Origin of the sequence: Amnibacterium sp., from assembly GCF_025463795.1 — a bacterium.
Lineage (GTDB): Bacteria > Actinomycetota > Actinomycetes > Actinomycetales > Microbacteriaceae > Amnibacterium.
Map to the genome: position 1 here is coordinate 1 of NZ_JAODBE010000074.1, position 13,516 is coordinate 13,516.

The 13,516-nt window shown below is 72.9% G+C and carries 16 protein-coding genes; 7 read left to right on the plus strand and 9 right to left on the minus strand.

The genetic code is table 11. From position 1 onward, the window contains the following. Positions 1-197 (minus strand): SPFH domain-containing protein (locus JWQ92_RS07295; protein ID WP_367276716.1); only part of this gene is annotated, 197 nt, incomplete at its 3' end. Further along, a complete protein-coding gene (locus JWQ92_RS07300) occupies positions 194-697 on the minus strand; it encodes an NfeD family protein (RefSeq protein WP_297343807.1) in 504 nt (167 codons plus the stop codon). The genes JWQ92_RS07300 and JWQ92_RS07295, both read right to left, overlap by 4 nt. Positions 698-762: 65 nt before the next feature. On the opposite strand from JWQ92_RS07300, the gene JWQ92_RS07305 reads away from it, so the two are divergent. The 3 genes from JWQ92_RS07305 to JWQ92_RS07315 all read left to right on the plus strand — a co-directional run bounded on the left by JWQ92_RS07305 (position 763) and on the right by JWQ92_RS07315 (position 2,518). Continuing rightward, positions 763-1,542, plus strand: a complete 780-nt coding sequence (locus JWQ92_RS07305; RefSeq protein ID WP_297343808.1) for an SDR family oxidoreductase — start codon at positions 763-765, stop codon at positions 1,540-1,542. After that, positions 1,539-1,988 (plus strand): NUDIX domain-containing protein, encoded by a 450-nt coding sequence (locus JWQ92_RS07310; RefSeq protein ID WP_297343809.1) that lies wholly within the window; start codon positions 1,539-1,541, stop codon positions 1,986-1,988. Before JWQ92_RS07305 ends, JWQ92_RS07310 begins: the two co-directional genes overlap by 4 nt. Positions 1,989-2,350: 362 nt before the next feature. Next, positions 2,351-2,518 (plus strand): hypothetical protein, encoded by a 168-nt coding sequence (locus tag JWQ92_RS07315; RefSeq protein WP_367276717.1) that lies wholly within the window; start codon positions 2,351-2,353, stop codon positions 2,516-2,518. Positions 2,519-2,595: 77 nt separating this feature from the next. Here JWQ92_RS07315 and JWQ92_RS07320 read toward each other — a convergent pair whose 3' ends face one another. After that, positions 2,596-3,561, minus strand: coding sequence for a patatin-like phospholipase family protein (locus JWQ92_RS07320; RefSeq protein ID WP_367276718.1), 966 nt, complete (start codon positions 3,559-3,561; stop codon positions 2,596-2,598). A 165-nt stretch (positions 3,562-3,726) separates the two neighbouring features. After that, on the minus strand, positions 3,727-4,242 hold the full coding sequence (locus JWQ92_RS07325; RefSeq protein WP_297343810.1) for a putative immunity protein: 516 nt from the start codon (positions 4,240-4,242) through the stop codon (positions 3,727-3,729). A gap of 152 nt (positions 4,243-4,394) precedes the next feature. Here JWQ92_RS07325 and JWQ92_RS07330 point away from each other — a divergent pair, with 152 nt between their 5' ends. After that, on the plus strand, positions 4,395-4,811 hold the full coding sequence (locus JWQ92_RS07330; protein ID WP_297343811.1) for a hypothetical protein: 417 nt from the start codon (positions 4,395-4,397) through the stop codon (positions 4,809-4,811). A gap of 68 nt (positions 4,812-4,879) precedes the next feature. Beyond that, positions 4,880-6,259 carry an HNH endonuclease signature motif containing protein gene (locus JWQ92_RS07335; RefSeq protein ID WP_297343812.1) on the plus strand — a complete coding sequence of 460 codons (1,380 nt, stop codon included), beginning with the start codon at positions 4,880-4,882 and terminating at the stop codon, positions 6,257-6,259. A 10-nt stretch (positions 6,260-6,269) separates the two neighbouring features. Here the strand turns inward: JWQ92_RS07335 and JWQ92_RS07340 are convergent, their stop codons facing one another. Genes JWQ92_RS07340 through JWQ92_RS07360 form a run of 5 tightly spaced genes read right to left on the minus strand, consistent with a single transcriptional unit; the run spans position 6,270 to position 11,511 of the window. Continuing rightward, positions 6,270-7,367: a Gfo/Idh/MocA family oxidoreductase gene (locus JWQ92_RS07340; protein WP_297343813.1), complete on the minus strand. Its 1,098-nt coding sequence runs from the start codon at positions 7,365-7,367 to the stop codon at positions 6,270-6,272. After that, on the minus strand, positions 7,364-8,068 hold the full coding sequence (locus tag JWQ92_RS07345; protein WP_297343814.1) for a ThuA domain-containing protein: 705 nt from the start codon (positions 8,066-8,068) through the stop codon (positions 7,364-7,366). The genes JWQ92_RS07340 and JWQ92_RS07345 overlap by 4 nt, the downstream gene beginning before the upstream one ends. Then, positions 8,065-9,273 (minus strand): Gfo/Idh/MocA family oxidoreductase, encoded by a 1,209-nt coding sequence (locus JWQ92_RS07350; RefSeq protein ID WP_297343815.1) that lies wholly within the window; start codon positions 9,271-9,273, stop codon positions 8,065-8,067. The genes JWQ92_RS07345 and JWQ92_RS07350 overlap by 4 nt, the downstream gene beginning before the upstream one ends. A gap of 34 nt (positions 9,274-9,307) precedes the next feature. Next, positions 9,308-10,528 carry an aminotransferase class V-fold PLP-dependent enzyme gene (locus JWQ92_RS07355; protein ID WP_297343816.1) on the minus strand — a complete coding sequence of 407 codons (1,221 nt, stop codon included), beginning with the start codon at positions 10,526-10,528 and terminating at the stop codon, positions 9,308-9,310. Beyond that, the gene (locus tag JWQ92_RS07360) at positions 10,525-11,511 is read right to left on the minus strand and encodes a hydrolase (RefSeq protein WP_297343817.1); all 987 of its coding nucleotides are present in this window, start codon (positions 11,509-11,511) and stop codon (positions 10,525-10,527) included. Before JWQ92_RS07360 ends, JWQ92_RS07355 begins: the two co-directional genes overlap by 4 nt. A 128-nt stretch (positions 11,512-11,639) precedes the next feature. Between JWQ92_RS07360 and JWQ92_RS07365 the strand changes: the two genes are divergently transcribed. Both JWQ92_RS07365 and JWQ92_RS07370 read left to right on the plus strand, forming a co-directional pair. Further along, positions 11,640-12,149 carry a hypothetical protein gene (locus JWQ92_RS07365; protein WP_297343818.1) on the plus strand — a complete coding sequence of 170 codons (510 nt, stop codon included), beginning with the start codon at positions 11,640-11,642 and terminating at the stop codon, positions 12,147-12,149. A gap of 4 nt (positions 12,150-12,153) precedes the next feature. Continuing rightward, on the plus strand, positions 12,154-13,449 hold the full coding sequence (locus tag JWQ92_RS07370; protein WP_297343819.1) for a YihY/virulence factor BrkB family protein: 1,296 nt from the start codon (positions 12,154-12,156) through the stop codon (positions 13,447-13,449). Positions 13,450-13,516 lie beyond the last annotated feature (67 nt).

The window sequence follows — 13,516 nt, forward strand, 5'->3', positions numbered from 1 at the left end:
CGGTCGACGAAGGGCACGAGCAGGTTCAGGCCGGGCAGAAGGGTCTTGTGGTAGCGGCCCAGCCGTTCCACCACACCCGCCCGCGCCTGCGGCACGACGCGGATCGCGCGCCCCAGCACGACGAGCACGAAGATGACGACGATGACCGCGAGCGCGATCAGGAAGATCTGGCCGATGAAGGCCCCGGCACCGATCACGGATGGTCTCCTCGTTGACGCGGCGCCTCGGCGCCGGCGGGGACGGGAGCGACCACGGCGGTCGCGCCCCTGATGGACACGACCACGAGGCGGGCGTTCGGCGCGACGTCCTCGTGCTCGTGGGCGGTGTCGAGTCGGGCGGTCCAGGTCTCGCCGTTGTCGAGGCGGGCGAGGCCGGTGCCGTCGGTGAACGGCACGGTCGCCCGCGCCTCCATGCCTGCGAGGGCATCGACGTTCGTGAGCTCGCGCGGGCGGCCCCGCACGAGCAGCCGCCAGAGCAACGGGCGGATGAAGAAGACGAGCACCGCGGACAGCGCGGCGGCCGCGACCACCTGCAGCTCCCACGGCCAGCCGAGCAGCCACGTGCCGAGCCCGCCGATGAGGCTGCCCGCCGCGATCATGAGGAACACGAGGTTGAGGCTCAGCAGCTCGAGCACCACGGCGGCCACCACGATCACCAGCCAGGCGATCCAGGTGTAGCTGAGCAGATCGGGGAACATCACCGTCTCCTGACCGAAGGGTCTTCGAACGGTAGCACCGGGACGCGGACGGTAGTGTCGCGAACGTGTCGAACCCTCCAGCTCCGGGCTCCCTCGCGGGGAAGCGCGTTCTGATCACCGGTTCCTCTCGCGGCATCGGCGCCGACACGGCGCGTCTGCTCGCCGCGGCGGGCGCGTCGATCGTCGTCAACTACCGCGACGAGAGGAAGGCCCGCCGGGCGGACCAGCTCGTGGCCGACGTCGTCGCCGCAGGCGGCACCGCGCTCGCGATCCGCGCCGACCTCACCGATGAGGACGCCGTGGCGGCCCTCTTCCGTCGCATCCAGGAGGCGTGGGGCGGCCTGGACGTGCTCGTCCTGAACGCGTCGGGCGGAATGGAGTCCGGCATGGCCGAGGACTACGCGCTCCGTCTCAACCGCGACGCGCAGCTCCGCGCCGTGCGGCTGGCGCGCCCCCTGCTGGCCGCCGGCTCGCGGATCGTGTTCGTCACGAGCCATCAAGCGCATTTCATCGCAACCACGCCGACCATGCCGGAGTACGAGCCCGTGGCCCGCAGCAAACGGGCGGGCGAGGACGCCCTGCGCGACCTGATCCCCGAGCTCGAGGCCGCCGGCATCGAGCTCGTGGTCGTGTCGGGCGACATGATCGAGGGGACCATCACCGCGAAGCTGCTCGAGCGGGCGAACCCGGGTGCCATCTCCGCACGGCGCGAGGCAGCCGGACGGCTCTACTCGGTCGAGGAGTTCGCCGTCGAGGTCGCGGCGGCTGCGGTCGACCCGGTGCCGGCCACCCACACCCGCTTCGTCGGCGACACGAGCGACTTCACCCCCGTCCCCGGCGAATGACGGAGCGCTCGACCGCCCGCCTGATCGTGGCGGACGAGCAGGACGCGGTGCTCCTCTTCCTCACCTTCGGGAAGTCCCACGACGTCCCACCCCGGTGGATCACGCCGGGCGGCGGCGTCGACCCCGGGGAGGACTTCCGCACCGCCGGCATCCGCGAGCTGCGCGAGGAGACGGGGCTCCGGATCGACTCGCTCCCCGAGCCCTTCCGCACGGTGGACTTCGCGGTGAACACGGTCTGGCATCCGTACGAGCTGGGGCACTGGGCCTGGTTCGCCCTCCGCACGGGCCGGTTCGAGCCGAGCGACGCCGGCTGGCTGCCCGACGAGCGCGAGGACATCGTGGGCGCCCGCTGGTGGGGGGCCGATGCGCTCGAGGCCTCGGGGGAGCCGTTCGAGCCGGAGGACCTGCCGGCCCTGATCCGTGCGGGCCTGGCCACGCTTCCGTAGGTCGACGGCACTGCCAGCCGATTCCCAGCTTCGAGCGCATCCGTCACGGGCTCCGCGGGGAAGTAGAGGCATGGGCCTGACCTCGCCGCCCGCTCGCGTCTGGGCCTCGATCGCCGGGGAGCTCGGGTTGCCCCCGCTACCGGTCGCGATGCTGGACCGTCCGCCGGTGGGGGAGGGGAGCGAGGGCTCCGGTTCCGCCGCTGGTGGTCGTCGCGCCGACCTTCGGCACCTGCCGGGCTGGACCGGCAGGTCGGGATCCGCCGAGATCGAGCAGTACGCCGACTGCCGCCGTGTCACGGCCGTGAACCGCGAACCTCCAGCCGAGCGCGTCGGCGAGACACGCGGTGTGGTTGATGGACGCCGTGACCGCAGCACGCGTGGGCCTCGGCTTCCTGAAGGCCGGGTCGGGCGCCGTCGTGCTGCCGAAGCACGTGACCACCTACTCGAACATCGACGTCTCGGCGGAGCCGCACGACGGCGACCCGGCGCCCTCCGGCACGTCGATCCTCCGAGGGCCGCTGGAAGCGTGACCTGCGGGAGCTGACATAAGAGCCATTATCGGCTCGCGGGTCATCGGCTCCCCGGAGCGCCGATAATGCACATTATGTCAGGTCAGGCTAGGATGATCTCCTCGCCAGAACGGTCCGAGCCGTCCCGCCAGCGCTCTCCCCTGTGCGTGACCTCCTCGCGCAGCCTGCGGCCGGGTCGACGGATCCAGCGCGTTCGCGTCGAACACGTCGCCCGACCCGCTGTCCGGGAAGACGGTCTCCACCCGGCTGCCGGCGGCACGCAGCTCGGCGACCTGGGTGGCGAGATCCATGCCCCAGTCCTGCGGCATCCGCGACCTGCCCCCGAAGGGCGAGAGCACGAGCACGCGTCCGTACCCGGATGCCAGGTCGGCGTTCTCGCTGCGCCGATACCCGCCGTTGATGTAGCGGTGGTTCCCGATCGGGTAGGTCCCTCCGAACGGGTTGCTGGTGCTGGCCGCGACGGCGTCCACCAGCTCGACCCCACTGCGCCGGTCGAACACCACGGGTTCGCCGGTCCGCGCGTCGACCGCCGTGATGAGGACGAGCTGCTGCGGCCAACCGATGCCGGGCAGCCGAGCCGAGACGATGCGGCGCCAGCGTGTCGGACCGGCCTCGTCCGGCGCGTCCCGCTCGAGGGCGGCGGCGCCCAGCCGGCGACGCAGATCGGATGCGTCCCGGGCGGCACCGATGATGCCGTCCGACCAGGTCATGGAGGCCGCCCCTGACCGGCCCGCGGCCGCTCCGGGGCCCGCTCCCCCGCCCGGTCCCCCGCCCGACGCCGGAGGCGCCTCGGCGACGACGGCGGTGTACAGCTCGGCGGGTGGTCGACCGCTCGTGATCTGGGCCGCGGCGGTGGATCCTGCGGAGGTGCCGATGACGAGGTCGGCGTCGGTGACGTCGACGCCGGCGTCGGACAGGCCGGCGATGAGGCCGAGCTGCCATGCGTTGCCGGCCGCTCCGGCGCCGGCGAGCACCAGTGCGGTTCGGTGGGCCGGGACGCCGTTCGCGGTCGTCTCCGACGGGTGCTGAAGGGATTGGTTCACAGTCGTCGCTTTCACACGGTGCGTGCGGCGTCCCTCGCGACGGCTACGTCAGTCGCGCGATCGTGAACTCGAAGGAGCGCCCGGAGTGGACAGCATGTGCATCGGGCTCACCTCCTTCGTCCGTGTCACGATCGCCGTGGACTCTACCGCTCCCCCGGACGCACGTCAGGCGCTGAACACGCCCCAGCAGAGGCCGTCGCGCCGACGCTGGTCCTCCACCACGAGCGAGCGGACCTCGTCGGGAAGCCGCGCGAGCTGCCAGTCGCGCTCATGGCGCAGCGCCTCGAGCGACTCCTGCTGTGCAGCGCCGGCCGCCGCGGCCCTGAGCGCGTAGGCCGCCGCTCCGAGGTCGTGCTCGGCGACGTGCGCGACGGCGGCCGCTTGCCCCGCGGACAGCGCAGCGAAGCGCGCCGCGCCGTCGACCTCCCGTGCCGCCGCATTGGCCGGGAACGCCGCTCCCCTGCTCTCCATCATCCGCAGCTCGCCCCGGATCCACGATCGGATCGCCTCGATCCCGCGGCGCGGCCGATCGTCGTCCGGCCTGGCCGTCTCGAAGCACGGCAGCACGTGCTCGGCGCACGCCGCCGCCCACGCGGCGAGCAGCCGGTGGTCCTCGTCCGTCAGGGTGCCGCCGCGACGGATGGTGACGAGGCGGGGGTCGCGCTCCGTCGACAGGATCACGAGCCGCGAGGATAGCGCCGCTCCCCGCCGGCGTCCCTCCAACTGGGGCGTCGGACCGCGCCCCTACCCTCGATACGATCCAGCCACCCGAGGTCCGTCCGCCACTCCCCCGTGCGCGCCGGACCGAACCTCTCCGCCCCCAGGAGTCCCCCGTGTCCCCCATCGGTTCCCCCATCCGTCCCGCAGCCCGCGTCGCCGCCACGCCCACCGGCGCGCTCGGATTCGTGACGTTGAGCGCCTACCTGACCGTGCAGTTCACGGTGCTGGACGTGATCGGGCGCAGCGACTTCATCACCGCGATGGCCGTCTTCTCGACCGGCGTGCTCCTCGCCGCCCTGAGCGCGCATCTGCGGCTCGTCGCCGCCGGGCGCTTCGCGGAGGGCGCCGAGGCGGACCGCAACGGGCTCTCCCGCGTCTCGCTTCAGGTGCTCGTCGCCTGCACCGTCCTGTCGGGCTTCGCGCTGCTCGCCGGCAGTCCCGGCGACCACGCCCCGGCGCTCGCCCTCGCGATCACGGCGCTCGTCGCCGGCGCCGTCCGCCTCGTGATCTCCATCGTCGCTCGCCGCTGACCGGCCCGTCCCTCCCGGTGGCACGGGTAGGGGAACGGCTGTCGGACCCGGCCTCCATACTCGTACACGTGTTCGAAGGATGGCGGGACGTCGGTGAGATCCTCGTCGGGCCCGGCCTCGCGATCGGCTGGTCCGGAGGTCCGGAGCCGCCTCTCGCCGTCGAGTGCGGCTGGTTCGAGCCGGTCGATGCGGTGCAGGTCGCATTCGATCTGCTGAAGCGCAGAGAGGCCCAGCAGCGCATCGCCGAGGCGCGGAGGATCGAGGCACTGCTCGACGCCTACGAGCTCGCGACCGCCGATCTCGTGGAGCGGTTCGGCAGATCGGCGGGCGGCCGATCCGGAAGCGGCACGCTCTCGTTCCTGAAGCAGGTCGCGGCCGAGCTGCAGATGACGGAGGGCACGCTCGGGCATCTGCTCGATGCCGCCTGCGACCTGCGCGAGTCGATGCCGCTCACCTGGCAGCGGTTCATCGAGGGCCGGGCGCCCTGGCGGGCGGTCGACATCGCGCTGGCGCAGAGCCAGGGCGTGCCGATGGACCGCATGTGCGAGTACGACGATCTCGCGGCGGCCGCAGTGGAGCACACGCACGCGGCCCGGCTCAAGGACCGGCTCCGCAGGGCGAGGGAACGGCTCTTCGCGGAGAGCGCCGCGACGCGGCGGCACCTGGCGGAGCAGAACCGTCGGGTCCGACTGGAATCGATGGCGGACGGGCAGGCCACGATCGAGATCGTCGGCGGCGCGACCGACTGGGTGCCCGTCGACCACGCCCTGACCGCGGCCGCGGTCGCCGCGAAGGGCCTGAAGGACGAGACCCGATCGATCGGGCAGCTGCGGCATGACATCCTCCTGGACATCATCACGGAAGGCCTCAAGACCGGTGCCCTGCCCGATCCCGCGACGAAGGTGACCCAGCGCAAGGGCGTCGCGGTCGAGCTCCTGCTGACCGTCCCGGTGCTCAGCCTGCTCGGCAAGGGCACCGCGCTCGCGTCACTGGAGGGCTACGGCCCGGTCGACCTCGAGAAGGCGCGGGAGCTCGCGGCCGAAGCCCCCTCCTTCGTGCGGGTCCTCACCGACCCGGTCACCGGCGTCCGCCTGACGATGGACCGCACCACCTACCGCCCGCCGGCGGACCTGAAACGATGGATCAGGATCCGGGACCAGGAGTGCCGGGACCCCGGATGCGGACGGCCTGCCCGCCACAGCGACATCGATCACGTTCAGGAGTGGCAGCACGACGGCGCGACCGACGCCGTAAACCTCGTCTCGATCTGCCGCTCGATGCACCTGCTCAAATCCATGGGGCTGTGGCGGCAGACCGTCCACCCCGACGAGTCGGTCACCTGGACCAGTCCGTGGGGCCGCACCATCACCGACCCGCCGCTCGAACGTGCCGCACCCGCGCCGCCCTGCCTCCTCGGCTCCGACGACCCCGATGACTGCCCCTTCTGAGGGCGTCCGCTCACCAGGTCGAGGGGTCGGCCCCCTCCGGCACGGCTGCCGGCCGGTCGACGGTGGTGCTCAATGCCACGACGCTGTGCGTGGTGCTCGACTCGGTCACCGCGGCCATGATCTCCAGCACGTGGAGCGCGAGCTCGCCGGAGGCCCGGTGGGGGCGGCCGGTCTCGATCGCCCGCACCATGTCCGCGAGGCCGGTGCCCCGGGCGGCGCCCGGGTAGCCGGCGGAGGGATCGACCGTGCGCCACTCCCCCGCTTCCGAGGTGAAGACCTCGACCGGGTCGTCGAAGCGGTTCGGGTCCGGCACGGCGATGGTGCCCTCGGTGCCGTACACCTCGAACAGCGGGCGCCGCGACGCCCAGATGTCGAAGGAGAACGCGACCGTCGAGACCGCTCCCCCGCGGTGCTCGAGGATCGCGGTCATCGACGTGTCGGTGTCGACGGGCACCGGGGCGCCCGCATTCGCACCGCTGCCGACGCTGCGCTTCCGCGGGGATCGCCGGCTCGTGCCCGAGACGCGCTCGACCGGCCCGAGCAGCGAGACCAGCGCCGTCAGGTAGTACGGCCCCATGTCGAGCAGCGGCCCGCCACCCGGCTGGTAGTAGAAGAAGGGTGCCGGATGCCAGCGCTCGTGGCCCGGGCTGCTCCAGGCGACCGAAGCGGACAGGGGGCTGCCGACCACCCCGTCGTCGAGCAGGCGCCGCGCGGTCTGCACGCCGGTTCCGAGCACCGTGTCCGGTGCGCTGCCGACGCGTAGGCCCCGCTCCTCGGCGAGGGCGAGCATCGGCGCCGCCTCGCCGGGATCCAGGCCGAGCGGCTTCTCCGCATAGACGTGCTTGCCCGCGTTCAGGGCCTCGGTGCCGACCGGCACGTGCGCGGCCGGGATGGTGAGGTTCAGCACGACGTCGACGTCGTCGGAGGCGAGCAGCTCCTGCACGCTCAGCGCGACGACGCCCTGCTCCTCGGCCACGGCGCGCGCACGATCGAGGTCGAGGTCGGCGACCGCGGTGAGCCGCAGGTTCGACAGGCGCGGGAAGGTCTCGAAGTACTGCTTGCTGATGACTCCGACGCCGATCACGCCGACGCGGAGCTGCGCGCTCATCGGGACGCCCACAGCAGGCCGCGCTCGATGATGGTGCGCACGTTCGGGTCCTCCAGGATGTCCACGTGGTGCCCGGCGGTGCAGACGAAGATGCGTCCCTTGCCCCACTGGCGGGTCCACACGGCCGGTGACGTGATCGGCCGGTTCCACGGATCCCACGGGCGCACCGCCTGGGTCGTCGTGGCGAGCACGTCGTTGTAGTCGTCGTGCAGCACCCAGTACTGCTCGGAGACGAGATCGAAGTCGTCGATCCCGGCGGTGATCTCGTGATGCCGGCCGAGATCGGTGATGTTGATCGTGTAGGGGACGTAGTTGTCCGACTGGTCGCCGTCGCCCTTCCGCTCGGACGGGTGCTTGCCCGGATGCTCCGCGAACTGACCACCGATCATCTGCAGGTACTGGGAGGTGTTGCGGTAGGAGTCGGCGATGCCGCCGTGCCATCCGGCCATCCCCGTGCCGGCCTCGATCGCGGCGCGGAGTCCGAGGAACTCCTCCATCTCGATCGTCGACATCGTCATCGTCTGCAGAACGAGGTCGACCGTCGCCATGTACTCGGCATCGGCGTACACCTTCGGCGACTCCTCCACCCGCACCGAGAAGCCGTTGGACTCGAGATACGGGATGAACAGCTCCGTCGCCTCGACGGGCTCGTGGCCGAACCAGCCGCCACGGACGACCAGGGCCTGCTTCGTGTCGCTCACGCGTCCATCCTCCTCGCGGGCACCTCGGCGTCCGCTCCATCCACCGCGGTCCAGGCGCTGCCCGCGGCAGCGCTGCGCTCGATCGCGTCGAGCACCCGCTGCACCTGCAGTCCGTCGTCGAACGACGGCTCGGGCTGGCGGCCCGCGCCGATGTCGCGCACCAGGTCGGCGACCTCGTTCACGAAGCCGTGCTCGTACCCGAGCCCGTGCCCGACCGGCCACCATGCATCGACCCACGGATGCACGGGCTCCGTCGCCTGGATGCGCTGGAAGCCGAGGGTCTCCTGCGGCAGCCGGGCGTCGTAGAACTGCAGCACGTTGGGGTCCTCGAAGTCGAACGCGATCGCGCCGTCCGATCCGGACAGCTCGACGCGGAGCGCGTTCTTGCGCCCGGTGGCGAAGCGCGTCGCCTCGAACGATCCGATCGGCCCGCCGGCGAAGCGCGCCGTGAAGAGGGCGGCGTCGTCGACGGTCACCTGTCCGCGCTCGGTCCCGGCGATCCCCGAGAGGCCGCGCTGCTCCGCGAGTCGCGGCCGCTCGTGCACGAAGGTCGTCAGCATGCCGCTGACGCTCGCGACCTCGTCGCCGGCCAGGTGCTGGGCGAGGTCGATGGCGTGCGCGCCGATGTCGCCCAGGGCGCCCGAGCCGGCGAGGTGCTTCTCCAGGCGCCACGTCATCGGCGCCTCCGCGTCGGTCAGCCAGTCCTGCAGGTACACGGCGCGGATCTGACGGATCTCGCCGAGCCGGCCCTGCTCGACGAGCTGCTTCGCCAGCCCGATGGCCGGCATCCGGCGGTAGCTGAAGCCGACCATCGCGAACACGCCCTGCTTCGCGGCGGCCCGCGCCGCCGCCGCCATGCGCTCGGCGTCCGCCACGGAGTTCGCGAGCGGCTTCTCGCACAGGACGTGCTTGCCCGCCTCGAGGGCGGCGATCGCGATCTCCACGTGACTGTCGCCGGGCGTGCAGATGTCGACGAGCTGCACGTCGTCGCGCTCGAGCACGGAGCGCCAGTCGGTCGACGACCCCTCCCAGCCCCAGCGCTGCGCCGCCTGCTCCGTCGCGTCGGCGCGCCGGCCGACCACCACCCGCCGCACGGGCGCGAGCGGCAGATCGAAGAAGGCGGGCGCGACCCGCCACGCCTGCGAATGGGTGGCGCCCATGAAGCCCGCCCCGACCATCGCGACCCCGAGTACGTCCTGCGTCATCGCTCCAGACCTCCCTTTTGTTGCCGACCCCACGTTATCCACCCACAAGCTCCTCCCGCACGGCCGAGAGTCCGGCGAGCACCTCCTGGAACGAGGTGCTGAGCGGGGACAGCCCGATGCGCAGCCCGTCCGGCCCGCGGAAGTCCGGCACCACGCCCCGGGCCCACAGCGGCTGGAGCAGCCCCGCGAACGCCGGATGCGCGAGGGTGACGTGACTCCCCCGCACCGCCGCGTCCCGCGGCGACTCCACCCGCACGCCGGCGGGCGCGAGCAGCTCGTCGGCGACCTCGAGGGCGAACTCGGTCAGCGCGACCGACTTGGCCCTCACGGCGGGCATCCCCGCCTCGTCGAGCAGCGCGACCATGTCGGCGATCGGCAGCATGCCGAGGATCGGCGGCGTCCCGCTCGCGAAGCGGCCGACGCCCTCCGCCGGCTCGTACCGCTCCCCCATCAGGAACGGGTCGGCGGCGCCGAGCCAGCCCTGGATGGGCTGCCGCAGCTCGGCCTGCAGCCGGGAGGCGACGTACACGAACGCGGGGGCGCCCGGGCCGCCGTTCAGGTACTTGTAGGTGCAGCCGGCCGCGAGGTCGGCACCCCAGGCGTCGAGCGCGACCGGCACCGCACCCGTCGAATGGCTGAGATCCCAGAGCACGAGCGCGCCGGCCTCGTGCGTGAGCCGGGTGATCGCCTCCGCATCCGTCATATACGCGGAGCGGAATGCGACGTGGCTGAGCAGGACCAGCGCCGTGCACGGCCCGACGACCTCGGCCACCATCGACGCGGTCACCCCACCGTCGGCCGGAGGATCCAGGACGACGAGCCGGTGGCCCAGCTCCGCGGCGATGCCCGCGAGCAGGTACCGGTCGGTGGGGAAGTTCGCCGCGTCCAGCACGATCTCCCTGCGTCCGGGGCGGGCGGCGAGCGCGGCCCGAGCCGCCTTGTAGAGGAGCACGGTGGTGGAGTCGCCGACCAGCGTCTGACCGGCTGCGGCACCCAGGGCGACCCGGCCGATCTCGTCGCCGAGCCGCTCGGGCTCGGCGAGCCAGCGCTCGTCCCAGCCTCGGATCAGCCGCCCGCCCCACCCCTCGCGCACGAACGCCGCGACCCGCTCGGCGGTGCCGGCGATCGGCCGGCCGAGCGAGTTGCCGTCGAGGTAGGCGACCACGTCGGGCGCGGGGACGAACCGATCGCGGAGCTGCGCGAGCGGATCCGCATCGTCCAGCCCCGCGGCGCGGCGCGCGAGTCGATCGGTCATGGCAGCTCCTCGAGGTGCTCGGGACGGAATCGTCGTGCGGCCGCGAACCAGTCGGCGACGCCCTTCGCATCCTCCGGCATCGGCCGCTCGGACCAGACGGCGGCGGTCAGGGCCAGCGGGACCCGGGGCGCGAGCAGGAGCGCGTCGAGCAGCGCGGCGCCCGCCAGCCCTGCTCGGCCCAGCGCCAGGACCTCACGGCGGTTCACCCCCGGCGGGGTCGGTCCGTTCCCCATATCCGTCCCGTACTCGAGGCGACCCCCGGCGGCGACGAAGCGGCGGGCGTTCGCGAGCGCACGCCCGCGCGCCGGACCGGCGTGCAGGCCGAGTGTCGAGATCCAGGTCGTGCTGCGGGCGAACCGCTCGAGAATTGCATCGGGCAGCCGCTCGGTCCAGGGGACGTGCGCGAGGGCGTCCACCTCCGCGGCGAGCGCCCGCTCGGCGCGTCCCGGCCCCTCCACGTGGGCGACGACGGGGAGCCCCGCCGTCCGCGCGGCGCGCACGAGCGCCTCGAGCACACCGGCGCCGTAGTCGGGGAACGCCGCATGCAGCGTCACCTTCGCCGTCGTGGCGCCGAGCGCGACGAGGCCGGCGACCGCCGCCTCCGCGTCCGCGACGTCGCGCACCTCCTGCACGGCGCCGGCCGGAGCCCACGAGCGGCCGAGCGGATAGCCGCCCGGCGGCGCGAGGAACGGCCCCGCGATGCGCACCGCAAGCCCTGCCGGCGGCCGGCTACGCCATCCCGCGGCCGCAGCGGGCACCCACCCGAGGTCGTCGACGGCGACGACCACCGACGCGGACAGCCGGTCGCGGTCCACCAGGCCGAGGTGCACGTGCCGGTCGTGCAGCCCGGCCGAGAGCGTGCCGGACAGCCGGGGCAGCGTACCGGCGCCTGCGGCGTAGGGCACGAGGACGCCGTCCCGGAGCTCGACGGCGGACGCCGCCGTGCCCGACCACGCCCGGACGGCGAAGCGGAGCGGCGGCATCGGCACCTCCTGATTCTGCCCGGGCGAGGTCCCGAGCATCCGCCGCAAGGCTGCTGAACGTCCAGCACCCCCCTCCTGAGCGGCTGGCAGCATGGACAGCCGATCGACCGAAGGAAGGGTCTCCCCCCATGAAGGGCAAACTGCTGTTCGTCGCCGGACTGGCGACGGGCTACGTCGTCGGTTCCCGCGCCGGCCGTTCCGCGTACACGACGCTCACCGAGAAGCTCCGTGCCGCTCGGGAGAGCGACCGGCTGCAGTCGGTGGTGGGCAAGGTGAAGGAGGTCGCCCAGGAGCGCGCCCCGAAGCTGACCGCCGCCGTCTCGACCGCGGCGGACACGACCTCGTCCGTCGCCGACGCCGTCGCTGCCGCGCCCGACCCCGAGTCGGGCTCGGAGGACGAGGCGACCGCCGAGTCGTCGACGTCCACGCCCGAGGAGCCGAAGCCCTCGACCGCGAAGCGGGTCGGGCGGAGCCGGGCGGCGAGCACGCCGACGGCGCCCGACTCGGCCGAGGAGGCGGCGCACGTGTTCGAGGAGCAGCTGCCGGAGTCCGGCGGCGCCATCGACGACAGCGCGTCCGGCCTGCCGACCGAGGGCGGGACCGCGGACGAGTCCGCCACGCCGACCGCGACCTCCTGACGCCATGACCGGCATCGTCTCCCCCCAGAGCGGGCCGCCGCGCGACGGCGCCCGCACCGTCCTCGGCGCCTCCGCGCTCACGGCCGGCGTCCTCGGCGTGGTCGCCTCGGCGTCCGCGATCGCCCGCCGGGTGGGCGCCATCCCGCCGACGCCGGAGCAGCGGTACCGGCAGGAGCACCCCGCTCCCAAGGGCGGCACCAGCACCGCGGCCCGGGGCGGCTCGAACTCGACCTCGGACTCGGACTCGGGCGGCGAGCCGCGGCCCGGCACGACGCCCTCGCCCGACGACCCCCGCAAGCCCGAGGGTCCCGAGGACCTGAAGAAGCCGACGCTCCTCTACTCGCTGAGGAAGACGTTCCGCGAGTTCGGCAGCGACCAGTGCACCGACCTCGCGGCCGCGCTCGTCTACTACGCGGTCCTCGCCCTCGGCCCCGGGATCGTCGCGATCGTGTCGATCCTCGGCCTGCTCAGCCCCGACACGATCTCGACCCTGTCCTCCACCGTCCTGAAGCCCGCGCTCGCCAGCTCACCGAGCACGTACACGCTGGTGAACGGCCTGCTGACGAACGCCAGCAAGGCGCCGGGCGCCGGCATCGGCCTGGTCGTCGGCGTCGTGGGCGCCCTGTGGTCCGCGTCAGGCTACGTCGGCGCATTCGGGCGGGCGATGAACCGCATCTACAGCATTCCGGAGGGCCGGCCGGTGTGGAAGCTGCGCCCGACGCAGCTCGCCGTGACGATCGCCGTGGTGATCCTGGTCGTCATCGCCGCCCTGCTGCTCGTGTCGACGGGGCCGGCCGTGCAGCGGATCGCCCAGGTCATCGGCCTCGGTGGCCCCGCGTTCACGATCTTCTCGATCGTGAAGTGGCCGATCCTCGTGCTCATCGCCATCGCGGCGGTGGCGATCCTGTACTACTTCTCGCCGAACATCCGCCAGCCGAAGTTCAAGTGGACGAGCACCGGATCCGTGATCGCGCTGCTCGTGTGGGCGATCGCGACGGTGGCCTTCGGCCTCTACCTGGCCTTCTCGGGCGGCGGCAGCTACGCGAAGTCGTACGGCCCCATCGCCGGCGTCATCATCTTCCTGCTGTGGCTCTGGATCACGAACCTGGCGCTGCTGTTCGGCGCGGAGTTCGACGCCGAGCTCGAGCGGAGCCGCGAGCTGCAGGGCGGCATCGCGGCGGAGGAGCAGATCCAGCTCCCGATGCGCGACACCCGAGGCAGCGACAAGAAGGCCAAGAAGCACGAGGAGGACGTCGAGGCCGGCCGCCGGCTGCGCCGGTCCCGCGGGCGCGAGGACTGAGCGTCAGCGCTGCAGCTGCACCGGCGCCGCGAGGCGCGGTGCGGCGAGCGGCCGGCGGACCGGCTCG

What these genes read in the sequence shown, in the direction of transcription:
- JWQ92_RS07350 (WP_297343815.1), bottom strand. Translation starts at nt 9,273, where the DNA reads ATGACGCAGGACGTACTCGGGGTCGCGATGGTCGGGGCGGGCTTCATG.
- JWQ92_RS07355 (WP_297343816.1), bottom strand. Translation starts at nt 10,528, where the DNA reads ATGACCGATCGACTCGCGCGCCGCGCCGCGGGGCTGGACGATGCGGAT.
- JWQ92_RS07310 (WP_297343809.1), top strand. Translation starts at nt 1,539, where the DNA reads ATGACGGAGCGCTCGACCGCCCGCCTGATCGTGGCGGACGAGCAGGAC.
- JWQ92_RS07360 (WP_297343817.1), bottom strand. Translation starts at nt 11,511, where the DNA reads ATGCCGCCGCTCCGCTTCGCCGTCCGGGCGTGGTCGGGCACGGCGGCG.
- JWQ92_RS07370 (WP_297343819.1), top strand. Translation starts at nt 12,154, where the DNA reads ATGACCGGCATCGTCTCCCCCCAGAGCGGGCCGCCGCGCGACGGCGCC.
- JWQ92_RS07300 (WP_297343807.1), bottom strand. Translation starts at nt 697, where the DNA reads ATGTTCCCCGATCTGCTCAGCTACACCTGGATCGCCTGGCTGGTGATC.
- JWQ92_RS07340 (WP_297343813.1), bottom strand. Translation starts at nt 7,367, where the DNA reads ATGAGCGCGCAGCTCCGCGTCGGCGTGATCGGCGTCGGAGTCATCAGC.
- JWQ92_RS07365 (WP_297343818.1), top strand. Translation starts at nt 11,640, where the DNA reads ATGAAGGGCAAACTGCTGTTCGTCGCCGGACTGGCGACGGGCTACGTC.